At 62.7% G+C, this 14,694-nt stretch carries 13 protein-coding genes; 6 read left to right on the plus strand and 7 right to left on the minus strand.

Translation table 11 applies throughout. The features are described from left to right. Positions 1 to 695: 695 nt before the first annotated feature. From CK220_RS07880 to CK220_RS07895, 3 genes are all read left to right on the plus strand, one after another. Entirely contained in the window at positions 696 to 4,487 is a 3,792-nt protein-coding gene (locus CK220_RS07880; protein ID WP_095810982.1) for a vitamin B12-dependent ribonucleotide reductase, read from the plus strand. A gap of 331 nt (positions 4,488 to 4,818) precedes the next feature. Next, a complete protein-coding gene (locus tag CK220_RS07890; protein ID WP_141245101.1) occupies positions 4,819 to 5,214 on the plus strand; it encodes a hypothetical protein in 396 nt (131 codons plus the stop codon). Positions 5,215 to 5,237: 23 nt separating this feature from the next. After that, positions 5,238 to 5,609: a VOC family protein gene (locus CK220_RS07895; protein WP_095810985.1), complete on the plus strand. Its 372-nt coding sequence runs from the start codon at positions 5,238 to 5,240 to the stop codon at positions 5,607 to 5,609. Positions 5,610 to 5,832: 223 nt separating this feature from the next. On the opposite strand, the gene CK220_RS07900 is transcribed toward CK220_RS07895, so the two are convergent. Both CK220_RS07900 and CK220_RS07905 read right to left on the minus strand, forming a co-directional pair. Continuing rightward, entirely contained in the window at positions 5,833 to 6,315 is a 483-nt protein-coding gene (locus CK220_RS07900) for a DUF2314 domain-containing protein (protein WP_095810986.1), read from the minus strand. A 141-nt stretch (positions 6,316 to 6,456) separates the two neighbouring features. Continuing rightward, positions 6,457 to 7,596 carry a GH25 family lysozyme gene (locus CK220_RS07905; RefSeq protein ID WP_095810987.1) on the minus strand — a complete coding sequence of 380 codons (1,140 nt, stop codon included), beginning with the start codon at positions 7,594 to 7,596 and terminating at the stop codon, positions 6,457 to 6,459. Positions 7,597 to 7,985: 389 nt separating this feature from the next. Here CK220_RS07905 and CK220_RS07910 point away from each other — a divergent pair, with 389 nt between their 5' ends. Next, complete coding sequence (locus CK220_RS07910; protein WP_245429042.1) at positions 7,986 to 8,864, plus strand: TIM44-like domain-containing protein; 879 nt, start codon at positions 7,986 to 7,988, stop codon at positions 8,862 to 8,864. Positions 8,865 to 8,942: 78 nt separating this feature from the next. Here the strand turns inward: CK220_RS07910 and CK220_RS07915 are convergent, their stop codons facing one another. After that, positions 8,943 to 9,734 carry a phosphodiester glycosidase family protein gene (locus tag CK220_RS07915; protein ID WP_095810989.1) on the minus strand — a complete coding sequence of 264 codons (792 nt, stop codon included), beginning with the start codon at positions 9,732 to 9,734 and terminating at the stop codon, positions 8,943 to 8,945. A gap of 58 nt (positions 9,735 to 9,792) precedes the next feature. Then, positions 9,793 to 10,665: an undecaprenyl-diphosphate phosphatase gene (locus tag CK220_RS07920; protein ID WP_095810990.1), complete on the minus strand. Its 873-nt coding sequence runs from the start codon at positions 10,663 to 10,665 to the stop codon at positions 9,793 to 9,795. 187 nt (positions 10,666 to 10,852) lie between these two features. On the opposite strand from CK220_RS07920, the gene CK220_RS07925 reads away from it, so the two are divergent. Continuing rightward, positions 10,853 to 11,764 carry a hypothetical protein gene (locus CK220_RS07925; protein WP_095810991.1) on the plus strand — a complete coding sequence of 304 codons (912 nt, stop codon included), beginning with the start codon at positions 10,853 to 10,855 and terminating at the stop codon, positions 11,762 to 11,764. A gap of 24 nt (positions 11,765 to 11,788) precedes the next feature. Here CK220_RS07925 and CK220_RS07930 read toward each other — a convergent pair whose 3' ends face one another. The 3 genes from CK220_RS07930 to CK220_RS07940 form a co-directional block, all read right to left on the minus strand. Next, entirely contained in the window at positions 11,789 to 12,001 is a 213-nt protein-coding gene (locus CK220_RS07930) for a hypothetical protein (protein WP_095810992.1), read from the minus strand. 127 nt (positions 12,002 to 12,128) lie between these two features. Beyond that, entirely contained in the window at positions 12,129 to 12,524 is a 396-nt protein-coding gene (locus tag CK220_RS07935) for a GFA family protein (protein ID WP_095810993.1), read from the minus strand. A gap of 130 nt (positions 12,525 to 12,654) precedes the next feature. Next, positions 12,655 to 12,903, minus strand: a complete 249-nt coding sequence (locus CK220_RS07940; protein ID WP_095810994.1) for a ParB N-terminal domain-containing protein — start codon at positions 12,901 to 12,903, stop codon at positions 12,655 to 12,657. 150 nt (positions 12,904 to 13,053) lie between these two features. Between CK220_RS07940 and CK220_RS07945 the strand changes: the two genes are divergently transcribed. Next, a complete protein-coding gene (locus CK220_RS07945) occupies positions 13,054 to 14,694 on the plus strand; it encodes a N,N-dimethylformamidase beta subunit family domain-containing protein (RefSeq protein WP_095810995.1) in 1,641 nt (546 codons plus the stop codon).

The following is a 14,694-nucleotide window of genomic DNA, read 5'->3' on the forward strand; positions in this document are numbered from 1 at the left end:
GGCTTGACAAGACACGCCCCCGCGCAGGGCAACAGATAGTGCAAGCCAGCTAAAATGAAAAGCCGCTCGTCGGGCTCGGCTCCGGGCAACCCGGCGAACTGATCGCAATAACCGTCAAATCCAAGCTTTTCGAGGCGCCTTTCTGTCCCCGTTATCCACATATGTGACACACAACATATTGGGGTCACAAAACCTACAAAAACGAATCCTTGACGGGTCAGAACGAGTCGCTTTTTATAGGCCATGCGCTCCTGTTGCGGGCGTGGCCGGAGAGTTCAGAGGCCGGTCTTTTTTCCCGGATTTTGTGCGTTTTGCCCACATTTCCGCCCGTTCGCGAGGCCGGCGGAAGCGTTGGGAATGGTGGGGCTTGGGTGGGCGAAAGGGAGAATTGTCGGGCTGGAAAAAATGATCTGTTAACACTATATTTAGCGTTTGCAGGCAGGCTCGACCCTAGATAGTGTGAACCTCCCCTCTTCCGAGGGAATCGAAAAAGTTTCAGTTTTGAGGGACCCGCGGGTCGGCCTGCAGCCTGGTGAGCGCCTGGAAGGGCGTTTGCTTGTCGGCATGGTGCTGCCCGCGACGAGGAGAATGCCGGCGTCACCTGCGACGCCGGCAAACGGCGGACCGTGCTTTTCGCCTGGCGGGGCAGCAATCCCGGGGAAAAGCGCTATATGTAGACAAAAGGGACCGGACCAATGCGCATCGAGCGTCGCTTCACCAAGCCAGGACAAGCAGGTCAAGAAGGGGCAGCCTATGCGGAGATCGAATTCCGCAAGGCCCTGTCGGAGATCAAGAATCCCGACGGCTCCGTGGTGTTCCGCCTCGACAACATCGATGTCCCGGCGCAGTTCAGCCAGGTCGCGGCCGACATCCTGGCCCAAAAATATTTCCGCAAGGCCGGCGTGCCGGCCCGCCTGAAGAAGGTCGAGGAGAACGACGTCCCCTCCTTCCTGTGGCGTTCGGTTGCCGACGAGACCGAACTCGCCAAGCTCCCCGAGGCCGAGCGCTATGGTTCGGAAACCGATGCCCGCCAGGTCTTCGACCGGCTGTCCGGCACCTGGACCTATTGGGGCTGGAAGGGCGGCTACTTCAAGTCGGAAGAAGATGCCCGCGCCTTCCGCGACGAGCTTGCCTATATGCTCGCCACTCAGCGCGTGGCGCCGAACTCGCCGCAATGGTTCAACACCGGCCTGCACTGGGCCTATGGCATCGACGGGCCGAGCCAGGGTCACTTCTATGTCGACCCCTTCACCGGCAAGCTGACCAAGTCGAAGTCTTCCTACGAGCACCCGCAGCCGCATGCCTGCTTCATCCAGGGCGTGCAGGACGACCTCGTCAACGAGGGCGGCATCATGGACCTGTGGGTGCGCGAGGCGCGCCTGTTCAAGTATGGCTCCGGCACCGGCTCCAACTTCTCGCTGCTGCGCGGCGAAGGCGAAAAGCTGTCCGGCGGCGGCCGCTCGTCCGGCCTGATGAGCTTCCTCAAGATCGGCGACCGCGCGGCAGGCGCCATCAAGTCGGGCGGCACGACGCGCCGCGCCGCCAAGATGGTCATTGTCGACGTCGACCATCCCGATATCGAGGAGTTCATCGACTGGAAGGTCAATGAAGAGCAGAAGGTCGCCTCGCTGGTGACCGGCTCCAAGATCGTCAAGAAGCACCTCGAAGCGATCATGAAGGCCTGCGTCAATTGCGAAGGCCATGACGACGACTGCTTCGACCCGGCGATCAACACCGCGCTGAAGCGCGAGATCAAGGCGGCCAAGAAGGACGCCGTGCCGGAGAACTACATCTACCGGGTCATCCAGTTCGCCCGCCAGGGCTACACTTCGATGTCGTTCAAGACCTACGACACCGACTGGGATTCGGATGCCTACCTGACCGTCTCCGGTCAGAACTCCAACAATTCGGTGTCGCTGAAGGACAATTTCCTGCGCGCGGTCGAGGCCGATGGCGACTGGCAGCTGACCGCCCGCAAGGACGGCAAGGCGCTGAAGACGCTGAAGGCGCGCGACCTGTGGGAAAAGATCGGCTACGCCGCCTGGGCGTCGGCCGATCCCGGCCTGCACTTCAACACGACGATGAACGACTGGCACACCTGCGCTTCGGCCGGTGCGATCCGGGCCTCCAATCCGTGCTCGGAATATATGTTCCTCGACGACACGGCCTGCAACCTCGCTTCGATCAACCTCCTGCCCTACCGCAATGCCGACGGCACGATCGACATCGCCACTTACGAGCACACGGTGCGGCTGTGGACCATCGTGCTCGAGATCTCGGTGATGATGGCGCAGTTCCCGTCGAAGGAGATCGCCAAGCTCTCCTACGAATACCGCACGCTCGGCCTCGGCTACGCCAATATCGGCGGCCTGCTGATGACCTCCGGCATCCCCTACGATTCCGACGAGGGCCGCGCAATCTGCGCCGCGCTCACCGCGATCATGACCGGCACGGCCTACGCCACTTCGGCCGAGATGGCGGCCGAGCTCGGCGCCTTCCCGGACTATGACCGCAACGCCCAGAACATGTTGCGCGTCATGCGCAACCACCGCCGCGCCGCCTATGGCGACAAGGACGGCTACGAGAAGCTCGCCGTCAACCCGGTGCCGCTGGTCGCGTCCGATCTGAAGCAGCAGGCGCTCGCAGAGCACGCCCGCGCCGCCTGGGACCGCGCCATCGAGCTCGGCGAGGAGCATGGCTACCGCAATGCGCAGGCAACCGTGATCGCGCCGACCGGCACGATCGGCCTGGTCATGGATTGCGACACCACCGGCATCGAGCCCGACTTCGCGCTGGTCAAGTTCAAGAAGCTCGCCGGCGGCGGCTACTTCAAGATCATCAACCGCGCCGTGCCGGAGGCGCTGCGCACGCTGGGCTACTCCGAAAGCCAGATCGCCGAGATCGAGGCCTATGCGGTCGGCCACGGCAACCTCAACCAGGCGCCCGACATCAATCCCGGCTCGCTGAAGGCCAAGGGTTTTTCCGACGACAAGATCGCGGCGCTGAACGCGGCGCTTAGGTCGGCCTTCGACATCAAGTTCGTCTTCAACCAGTGGACGCTGGGCGCCGACTGGGTGAAGGAGACGCTCGGCTTCACCGATGAGCAGCTCGGCGATTTCTCGTTCGAGATGCTGCCGGCGCTGGGCTTCTCCAGGAAGGACATCGAGGCCGCCAACATCCATGTCTGCGGTGCGATGACGCTGGAAGGCGCGCCGTTCCTGAAGGCCGAGCACCTCGCCGTGTTCGACTGCGCCAGCCCGTGCGGCAAGATCGGCAAGCGCTCGCTCTCGATCAACAGCCACATCCTGATGATGGCGGCGGCGCAGCCCTTCATCTCGGGCGCCATCTCCAAGACCATCAACATGCCGAACGAGGCGACGGTCGAGGACGCCAAGAACGCCTACATGCTGTCCTGGAAGCTGGCGCTGAAGGCGAACGCCCTCTATCGCGACGGCTCGAAGCTGTCGCAGCCGCTCAATGCCTCGCTGCTAGCCGATGGCGAGGAGGACGAGGATGAGGCGGTCGAGCAGCTGATTGCGGCGCCCGCCGCGCAGCGCGCCGTGCAGGTGACCGAAAAGATCGTCGAGCGCGTCATCGAGCGTCTCTACCGCGACCGCGAAAAACTGCCGAACCGCCGCAAGGGCTACACGCAGAAGGCAGTCGTCGGCGGCCACAAGGTGTATCTCAGGACCGGCGAGTTCGACGACGGCCGCCTCGGCGAGATCTTCATCGACATGCACAAGGAAGGTGCTGCCTTCCGCGCCATGATGAACAACTTCGCCATCGCCATCTCGCTCGGCCTGCAATATGGCGTGCCGCTCGACGAATATGTCGAGGCCTTCACCTTCACCAAGTTCGAGCCGGCCGGCATGGTGCAGGGCAACGACGCGATCAAGAACGCCACGTCGATCCTCGACTACGTGTTCCGCGAACTTGCCGTCTCCTATCTCGGCCGCCACGACCTCGCCCATGTCGACCAGTCGGACTTCGACAAGACCGCGCTCGGCCGAGGCATCACCGAAGGCAAGGCGACGCCCTTCTCCAAAGGCCTCTATCGCGGCGCCTCGCCGGTGAAGCTGGTGTCGGCTGCTGGTTCAGACCCGAAGGGTTTTGGCGGCTCAGCCCCGACGACGGCCCCTGCCCGCTCGGCGCCCACCGCCTTCGCCGGCTCCAACGTGCTGGCGCTGAAGCCGGCAAGCGACGAGGCGATCGCCTACAAGCGCGACTATGAGGAGCGCGCCCGGGAACTGGCCGAGGAGATGGTGGAAGAGGAAGCCGAGGCCGCCGGCGGGGCCGAGGCCCTCTTCACCGACGCCGCCGCCAACGAAGCGGCTGAGGCGAAGAAGCTCGCCGCGACCAGACGCCAGCAGTCGCTGCTGCAAGGCTACACCGGCAACGAATGTTCGGAATGCCACAACTTCACCATGGTGCGGAACGGCACCTGCGAGAAGTGTGACACCTGCGGCTCGACGAGCGGGTGCAGCTGAGGGCGTCAACCAGACTGATAGGCATAGGCGAATAGGGCATCGAGGATGCCCTATTCGTTTGTAAACATGATATTTCCGTACCCGATCACGTTGTCGAACTTCAGATCGATCGCTGCTGCGATTGAAATTCCCTTTTCTAAGAAAATTAGCTTCGTAGTAGGGCCTAACAACGTTGGAAAATCGAACGTACTTCGTTTTCTTGCGGTACTATTTAATCGCGCCGAAGCATCCCTAAGTGACACTTATGACTTTCCGAATAATGATAAAGCCATCTCGCTATCCGTTACTGTAGACGAAAAATACATCCGGGAAAAACTATCTGGACTGGTCAATGCCAGCAGATATTTATCGTTTGACGACTAAGGCGGTTACCGTCTCGCGGTCTTTTGCAGTGGTCATCGACAGTGATCGAAAGCCAGACCGCCCTAACTTGAATGCCACAAAGTCCCGCGTGAAACTCGAGGTTGAGCGGGAGGGCGGATTCTGTTGGATAACCGAAGGCAGAGAAATTGAGAACTACCTTCCGCGTCAAGTAATTGAATCAGTCGCTTCAGATGTTGCTGGGGTGACCATTCAAGAAGACAAGCGCGAGCAAATCTTGAATCCAGAAAAGGTGAATAAGGCAGATTTTGCGCGGAAAGCCGTCTCTATAAAATCGGACGAATGGCCATTGGATTTGAAGAAGATGATGACGGAACTGGTGACCAGAATCCGGGCTGCTCGGTAGCTGATGCTCAGCGAAAAGTCTCTATGATCGACCACATCACCATCGAAGTAAGCAACCTCAAGATGAGCAAGCTCTTCTACGAGAAGGCTTTCGCGCCCTTGGGCTACAGCCTCTCCTTCGGCAAGGAAGGCGTGTTCTGGGCCTTCGATGTCGGCAATGGCTGTCTGTTCGAGATCCAGCGCTCCGGCGAGAAACCGCCGCTCACCCATCTGCATGTCGCTTTCCGCGTGAAGAGCAAGGCGGAGGTCGATGCGTTCTATCGGGCGGCGCTCGAGGCGGGCGCGAAGGACAATGGCGCGCCCGGGCCGCGTACGGACTATGCGGAGAACTACTATGCCTGTTTCGTGCTCGATCCGGATGGCTACAACATCGAGGCAATGGTAAACGGGGCGTAGTGCGGCAGCGCCCCCTCCGCTTCGTCATTCCAGGGCGGAGCAAGGAGCGAAGCGACGCGCGCAGACCCTGGAATCCATTCCGTGACCTTGAAGCGTTGCCGCGATGGAGAATTCTGCTCCGTTTGCACTCGTCGTCGAAGTCACGGCATGGATCCTCGAGTCAAGCTCGAGGATGACGATGGCGCGCGGCGATCATCCTCTTCGCTGCGGGAGAAAAGGCCTCTCAATCCTTGAACGTGATCCCGTATTTCGCCGCCTGTTCCTTGGGCATGTCGGCGAGCGCCTGGCGCACCGTGTAGCCGCCATAGACGTCGCCGCCGTTGCGGATCATCCAGTCCTCGACATCGGCTTCGGCCACCGTCATGCGGTCGCCCATCTTGTACTGGTTGCCGTTGACCGGCTTGTCGGCCAGCAGGCCGACGAAGTGGCCGTCGCTGAAGCCAACAAGCTGCATCCAGATGTGCTCGGTGGCGCCGTTCTGGGTCAGCGGGAATTTCACCGTGTAGGTGCCGGGCGTGCGGGCGGCCATCAACTCATGGAAGCGCGGCAGCGTCGAATGGCCCTTGGCCTTGGCGCCCTGCATCGCCTCATCGGTGGTGGAATAGGCGACCACATTGTCGGAGGGCGTACTGCTGCGCAGGTGCGAATTGAAAAATCCGTAGCCGGCGGCGGCCACCACAGCGGCAGTAACAATCAGTTTGCGCATAGACCCCTCCAAGACGCGATCACGAACACGTTACCGAAAGGGCGTTGCCGCACCGCTAAGGGACACAGTGAGTTGATGGTTAGGAAAATGCCGAAATTGCCGTCGATTGCCGGCCTGGCGCCGGCGGTGAAGCAGAAGGCCTCAATCCGCGTCGGCCACCATCTGGCCGCCGCCCAGCCACCTGCGCCACTGCCGCTCGTCGCCATGGAAGACATTGAGGTCGATGCGACCGCTCACGCCATGCGAGAGGCCGGAGCCCGAATATTGCCAGAACAGCCATTTGCGGCCCGGGTAGACCTTTGACGGATGGGCGGCCACCGCGCGCAGCCAGAACGGATAGTCGAGGAATGCGCCGCGCAGATTGTCGCGATAAAAATCCGGCGACGTGTAGATGATGGGCCGCTGGCCGTAATGGCGCTCCAGCTTGTCCATGAATACCTGCATCTTCTCCAGCACCTTCTGGCGCGAAGGCCGGCGCTTGCAGGAGGACTCGCCGTTCCACTCGACGTCGATGACCGGCGGCAGCGCACCTTGGACCCGCGGCACGTTGCGGATGAACCAGTCGGCCTGCTCGCCGGCGGTGCGGCACCAGTAGAAGAAATGATAGGCGCCGCGCTTCAGCCCGGCGGCATCGGCGCCGCGCCAGTTTTTCATGAACATCGGATCGAGATGGTCGCCGCCGTCGGTCGCCTTGATGTAGGCGAAGTTGGCGCCCTGGGCGCGCAGCTTTTGCCAGTTGATGTTGCCCTGCCAGCGCGACACGTCGACGCCATGGACGGCAAGGTGCCTGGGCGAGGCGCGGCCGAAATTGATCGGCTTGGCATCGCGGAAAGCATAGCGGGTGACAGGCCCGGCAAGCATCGCGGGCGCTGCGCGCGACAGCCGCTTCGGCGGGGAGACGAGTGCTGCGGCCTCGACCGGCGGCTCGACCGTCTCCGGCAGGTTCGGCGCCGGGAATGCCACCGTCTCTTCCTCGGCGAGGCCGAAGGGACGCGAGTTCCCGTCGTCGGGACTCGCGTTGTCCTCGTCAACGCGAGCATTCTGGTCGCCAGGCAGCGACGCCGGCGGCCTGATGCGCGCGGCGCCCGCCATGGAAACGGTCTCCACCGTCGTCGCAGCGTCGGCGGTCTTCACTGCCTTCGTTACCGGCGCGCTTGGCCGCACGACCGAACTGGTCGTCTCGTTCGACGGCATCTGCAAGGCATCGACGCCCGAGGTGGACGAGCAGCCGGCAAGGCAAAGCGCTGCGAGCACGAAACTGACGACGCCAAAAATCCGCATCTTGACCTGTACGCAAAACAAAACAGACCGAGGGCAGGAACAGCGCCACCGGAAGCGCCATTCCTAATGAGAAATTACCAACAAAGTTTGAATCAAAATTTACTTTTGGTCCGGGGAAGCGATTCGCGACCGGCCGCGCCAACGTGAATCCGGGAAGCCGCGGACCTGATCGGAACGTTGCGGACTCCGCCACAACCGACGTCTTGGGGAATGGGGTGTAACCCTGCCCCAATTCGTACCCATATAGGGGGCTCGCCAGATGCGTTTGAAACGCTCCGACCCAAGGATTGTCACCAATGTCGAAATCACGGACGATCAAAGTTGCGTCGATCCTCCTGATCCTGCTGATGGCGCTTGGAAGCGTGTCCATCGGCACCGCGGAGGCGCGTATGGGCGGCAGTTTCGGCAGCCGCGGCAGCAGGACCTTCCAGGCCCCTGCTCCGACGAAGACAGCGCCCTATACCGCGCCCGTGACGCGCTCGATGACTCCCAACACCACCCAATCGATCCCGCCGGCGCAGTCGTTTCCAGGCCAGCCGCGCCCGGGATTCTGGAACGGGTTCGGTGGAGGCTTTGTCGGCGGCCTGGTCGGCGGACTGCTCTTCAACGGCCTGTTCGGCATGATGCTCGGCCATGGCTTCGGCGGCATCGGCGGTGGCTTCAGCTTCATCTTCCAGCTGCTGCTGATCGGCGGCCTCACCATGCTGGCGATGCGATTTTTCAGCCGCGACAACGCCGCGCCGGCCAATATGAGAAGCTCCGCCATTCCCTTCGGCCGGCAAGACTGGGGAGGCGCGCAGCCCGGCTACCCATCCCGCGCCACGGGTTTGGGCGCGGCCGGCGCACCCGGCGCTGACGAAATCGGCATCACGGACGCGGATCGGAATGCGTTCGAAAATATCCTCGGCGACGTGCAGGCTGCGTTCAGTCGTGAAGACCATCAGGGATTGCGGCGGCTGACGACGCCCGAAATGGTTTCCTATCTTTCTGAGGAGTTGGCGGACAACGCCACCCATGGCCTCAAGAACGACGTGACCAATATTGAATTGCTGGAAGCCGATATTGCGGAGGCGTGGCGGGAGGGCACCCGCGACTACGCCACGGCGGCAATGCGCTGGTCGGCCATCGATGTCATGCGCAACCGCCAGACCGGCGCCGTCGAAAAGGGCGATCCCGACAATCCGGTCGAAGCGACCGAACTGTGGACCTTCACCCGCGAACGTGGCGGGCCGTGGCTGCTGTCCGCGATCCAGGATGCATCCAGCTAAACGCAAGAGCATCGCGCGCAAGGGCACCGCTGCGCTTTCGTGTCGCGGTGCTTTCGCAGCCTGATCGGCAGCTAGTGCCTATCCATCTTTCCTGAACACGCCGATCATCGGCCCGAGATTCCAGAAGTCGTCGTTGCGGCCGATGGCCGGCGCATAGAGGCTGGAGATCGAGCCGTCGAGGAACAGCGCGTTGGGACAGCCGAGCTCGTCACGGAACAGCCGCGCGAATTCGTGGAACGTCACCACGTCGTTCGAGATGGCGAAGACGACGACTCCGTCGCCACGCACGCCGACGCCGTCGCGGATTTTTCGCGAAGGGCTGCCGGCCTGGAATTTCGGATGCAGCTTGCCGTCGATGACCAGCATCGGCCCGGACTGGGTGGCATAGTCCACCTTCGGGACACGCTTCAAATAGTCCTTCGTCGCGCGAACGCCGGCCTTGCCGTCGCTAAGATAGAAGATGCCGTTGGGCTGCATCGAGAAATTGCCGGAGCCGGCCCCTGTCTTCGCCGACGCGATCTGCTGCCCGCGCTCGACATAGAGACCGACCGGCGCGAGATTGGGATGGTACATGCCGGCATTGATGCCGAAGAGCATGGTGCGTCCGGCGGCCTGCTGGGCACTTCGAAGATTGTGCAGCGACTGGTAGGGCTTGCCGTCGGGATCCTTCCAGAACAGCTCGATCGAGTAATGCTTCGGGTCCGTCTCGCAGACGAGATAGGTCGCGGTCTCGAAGGTGTGATTGCGGCATGGCGGCAGCGCTGCGAGCCATTGGCTAAGCCCCAGGCCCGCACCAACCACTGCCGGCACCGCCGATTTCACCAGCGCTGCCAGCAAAGGCAGCGATTGCAGCAGCGTTGCGATATCCATAGGCGCACCCGAAGCGAAGCAGGTTCAGGTGCCGGTATAGCGGATTCGGTGAAAGCCTCTAGCTCAACCAGCCGGCGGCGACGCCGATCAACAGCACGACGCCGAGCAGGCCGCGATAGATGACGAAGGGCCAGGCGGAAAAGTGCTCGAGCACGCGCATCAGTCCCCATATGGCGAAGAAGGCCGAGATCGAGGCGACGACGAGGCCGACGGCTAGGACCGACCAGCCATGAGCGCCGAGGTGGATCTTGTGCAGTTCCCAAAGCTCCTTCAGACCGGCCAACGCGATTGCCGGCAGGCCAAGCAGGAAGGAAAGCCGCGCCGCCTCCGGGCGGGCGTAGCCAAGGCCCAGCGCCGCCGTCAGCGTCGATCCCGAGCGCGACACGCCGGGAATGAGCGCGCCAACCTGGGCAACGCCGACGAGTAACGCATCGAGCACCGAGACCTTGTCCAGGGTCAGCCTGTGGCGGGCATAGATTTCCGACAGCGCAAGCAGCACGGCCATGGCGATGCAGGCCCAGCCGATCACGGCCAGGCCGCGCAGCGGCGAGTTGCAAGCATTGAGCACGCTGGATAGGGCAAGGCCGGCGATGACGATCGGAACGGTGGCAAGCACTATGCCGATCGCCAGGCGGAAATAGCGGTTGGCATAGTCGCGACGGGCCAGCGCCGCCAGCGACCCCACCGCGACTTCCCTGACATCGCTCCAGAAATAGCTGATCACCGCGGCAAGGGCCGCGAGTTGCATGGCGGCAGAAAAGGCCGAGCCCGGGTCCTGCCAGCCAAGCACGGCGGGCACGACGCGCATATGCGCCGTCGAAGAGATCGGCAGCAATTCGGTGATGCCTTGCACGATGCCGAGAAATGCCACCTTGGCGTAGCCCAGGCCGACAAAGCCGGTATCCAATCCCTGCATGCAGACGTCGGTCATCCCTGTCCTTTCCCCGGCGAAGAATGAATTGTGATGCGCAAAGCCCCTCAAGGACAGGCTTAGCCTCACGATCCGGGGAATCCAATTCACGGATTTGTAAGGTGCCGCTAATCCTGCTTGACAGCAGGCGCCTCCATATTACCATTCCCTAATCTTACACTGTAAGATCGATCGGAGGAGGACAAGCATGTCGACTGCCGCCCTCTCGGAACTGCAGCCGGTCGTCCCGCCGGTATCGCACCATCCGGAAATCGGGATCGAGGAGGTCTCGCGTGATCTGAGCCGCGCCATCGAGCGCGCCGAGGTCAATGCCTGGCTCGATCTCTACGATGCCGCGCCCACGGAATTCACCGCGCGGCACGGCTTGTCGCTCGCCCGCGACGGCGACCTCGTCTGGACCACCTGCACGACGATCCCGTTCATCCATTTCAACTGCGTGAAGAACATCGGCGTCGACGGCCCGGCCACCGAAGATCAGCTCGATTCGCTGCTGGCGCATTACCGCGCGGCCGGCATCTTGCGGCCGTGGTTCTACACAAGCCCGCACACCGAGCCTTCCCGGCTGCGCTGCTGGCTGGAAGCGCGCGGGCTGCAGCATCAGAGCGGCTGGGAGCGAATTTTTCGCGACGCAACGCCGCTGCCGGCCGAACCGCTGTTCTCGGCAGACGATCTGTCGGTCGAAGAGATTACGCCTAAGAGCGCTCCCGAATGGGCTTCTTTCATCGATGCGAAATACAGGCTGCCCACCTCGCCCTGGCTCTTGGCTCTGGTCGGCCGCGAGGGCTGGCGTCACTACACGCTGAAACGTGATGGCGCGGTGGCTGCCGTGCGCTCACTGTTCATCTCGGATGGCGCCGCCTGGAGCGGGATCGAGGCCCCGGTGCCTGGCATCATGGCGCCGAGCTTCGACCTCGACGCCATGCTTTGCGAAAGGCTGGTCCGCGACGGCATAGCCGCCGGCGCAACACTGTTCGTCGCCGATATCGAGGCGCCGCGCCCCGAACGCAACGGTCCGGCCTACCGCAACTACGCCCGGCTCGGCTTCAAGCTCGCCTATACCCGCGACCATTACAGCTATTTGCCGGCGCATTCTGGCTGACGGACGCGCCGGCCATTTGACGGCCTAGCGATGCAGCCATTGCATGAGGCAGGTCTTGGCCACGACATGCGCCGGAGGCACGACCGGATGATCGATACGCCTGTGCGTTTCCGCCCTGTCGCGCACCTGCTCCAGCAGCATGCGAAGCTCCGCCGGGCGCACATGGTCGCGTTCCATCACGAGTTGAATCATCGGGTCGTTCAAAAGCTCGTCCAGGGTGTTGATGCGCTCGCTCATCCGTCGCCTCCTCGATGCCGGCCCGCAGGCGTTAGATAGGCAGCCAATGATGGCCCGCCAATGACGCTTTGTCGGCTATCTCGTGAATCGAAGATGAAATTTTTGTGCAGGCCTGCGTCGCAATGACTCAGGCCGGAGGCGCGCCCTCATATTGCGGCAGGCCGTCGTCGAGCCGCACCCAGGGCTGTTTCGAAGCGGTCCAGAAATGCATGTCAGGGTTGAACACCGAAGGATCGTCCAATGAGCCCGACGTGACGCCGAGGATACCCCTGGAGTCACGTCGTGAAAACATCGTCGTGCCGCAGGCCGGACAGAAGCCGCGCTTGAGGTCCGGCGAGGAATTGATCGTCGCTACCGGCCCCTCGATCGAGACATCATCGATGCGGAACAGGAGCCGCGCGTTGAAGGCGGCGCCGATCGCCTTCTGGCAAAGCCGGCAATGGCAGACGCGCTCGTTGATCGGTTCGGCCTCGGCGCGATAGCGCACCGTGCCACACAGGCATCCGCCGTGGTATTTCGCCATTTCCAAGTACCCGATTGATTAGAAACGCGGGCACGGTAGCCGCGAACATCGCAGCGTCAATTAAAAAGCATTGATAGGACGCGATCGCTCACGGTGATGCCGGGCCGACACGGCAACAGATAGGATGGCGTCAGTGGCGCCGCGCATGGACTAAATAGGCGTCTATCTCGGTTTCGCCGAGCCATTTGGCGGCTTCAAGCCGATGCAGCCCTTCGATCAGGACATGACGTTTGCCGTCGTGGCGCACCTGGATCGGCGTCTTCATGCCGTTCTCGAGGATATCCTCGGCGAGATGACGCACCGTCTCGGGATGCAGCGTCTTGCGCCGCGCCATCGGCACATAGATGTCGTCGACCTTGACCCTTTGCACGCGCAGCATCTTGGCTCCCGGCGTTCAAACATCTCCCGAAGATCAAATAATCCGTTTGCCGGATATCGCCAAGCGTCTGCGCCTGCTGGCCCGATCGTTTCCATTTGACGCTTGGCCACCCAACGGTCTCAATGGCGACCTCTTGGTTTCGGTTTTTCCATGACGCAACTGCTCGCCGACTTTCCCGATTTCGGGCTGACGCCCGAGCAGCGCCGCGAGGCGGTGCGCGGGCATTATTACGAGTGGCCGGGAATGGATGGCTCGAGCGGCGAGATCTGGTGCTACAGCGACCGCTTTTCCTATCGTCCGGGCGAGACTGTGACGCTTTTCGTCAGCTCGACGGCCCCGCAATTCAGGATTGTCATCGTCCGCGACGGCGCCGATGAAACCAAAGTCTTCGAGGCGGCAGGCCTGTCGGCACGCTGGCAGGAAACGCCCGACCAATGTTCGGTCGAAGGCTGCGGCTGGGAGGCTTCGATCGAATTCCGCATCGGCGATGACTGGCCGTCGGGAGCTTACCGTGTCACGCTTTCGGCTGAAGGGCCGGACGGCAGGCCTATCGAAAGCCACCACCTCTTCATCGTCGCGCCCCTGCCCGGCCGCAAGCCTGGCCGCCTGCTGCAGATCGCCGCGACCGGCACTTGGCTCGCCTACAACACCTGGGGCGGCTCCAATCACTATCAGGGCATCACCGGCCCGAAGCGCGACCAGTACGCCACGATGGTTTCGACGCAGCGCCCCTGGTGCCGCGGCTTCGTCGTGCTGCCGAAGGACGCGCCGCGCGTGCCGCTGGAAGTCGCGATGCCGCCGAAGACCGTGCCGCGCTATCCGCATATGGAATGGGCCTTCGCCACGGGACATTCGAAGAAATACGCTTCTTCCGGCTGGGCCAGCTACGACAGCCATTTCTTCCGCTTCGCCGAACGCGCCGGATATCAGGTCGACCTCGCCAGCCAGCACGAGTTGCACTTCTCGCCGGAAATCCTCGACGGCTATGACTGCATCGTCTTCGTCGGCCACGACGAATACTGGACCTGGGAGATGCGCGACACGGTCGACGCCTATGTCGAGCGCGGCGGCCATGCGGCGCGCTTCGCCGGCAATTTCATGTGGCAGACCAGGCTGGAGGACGAGGGCCGGCGCCAGGTTTGCTACAAGTACCGGGCGCGGGCCGAAGACCCGGCCTATCGCGGCGGTGACATCACCCGCGCCACCAATTCCTGGGAAGCGCCGGAGATCGCCCGTCCGGGGAGCGCAACCTTCGGCCTTAACGCGACCAGGGGTGTCTATGCCGGCTGGGGCGGCTGCGCGCCGCGCGGCGTGCGCGGCTTCCCGGTTTACCGCCCCGAGCACTGGGCCTTCGCCGGCACCGGTATCTATTATGGCGACCTGCTTGGCAGCGACAGCCATGTCTATGGCTACGAGGTCGACGGGCTCGATTTCGAGATACGCGGCGGCCTGCCCTACCCGACTGCGGAGAGCGGCGCGCCGGACGGCTTGCAGGTGCTGGCCGTCGGCATGGCGAGCCAGGTCGAGGAAAGCGCCGACATTCCGATCGAAGACCAGTTCCTCAGCGACGAGGACGGCCGCTTCACCGCCGAGACTTTGTTCGGCGAGGCGAGCGACGCCAATCTCGACAAGGTCAAGCGCGGCAACGGCATGATCGTCAATTTCCCGCGCGGCAAGGGCGAGGTCTTCCACGCCGGAAGCTGCGAATGGGTCGCCGGCCTGCTAAGGCAGGACGCGATGGTCGAACGCGTGACAAGAAATGTTCTCGACCGCTATCTCGGAAAGTCCTGA

It is taken from the genome of Mesorhizobium sp. WSM3860, from assembly GCF_002294995.1.
GTDB lineage: Bacteria > Pseudomonadota > Alphaproteobacteria > Rhizobiales > Rhizobiaceae > Mesorhizobium.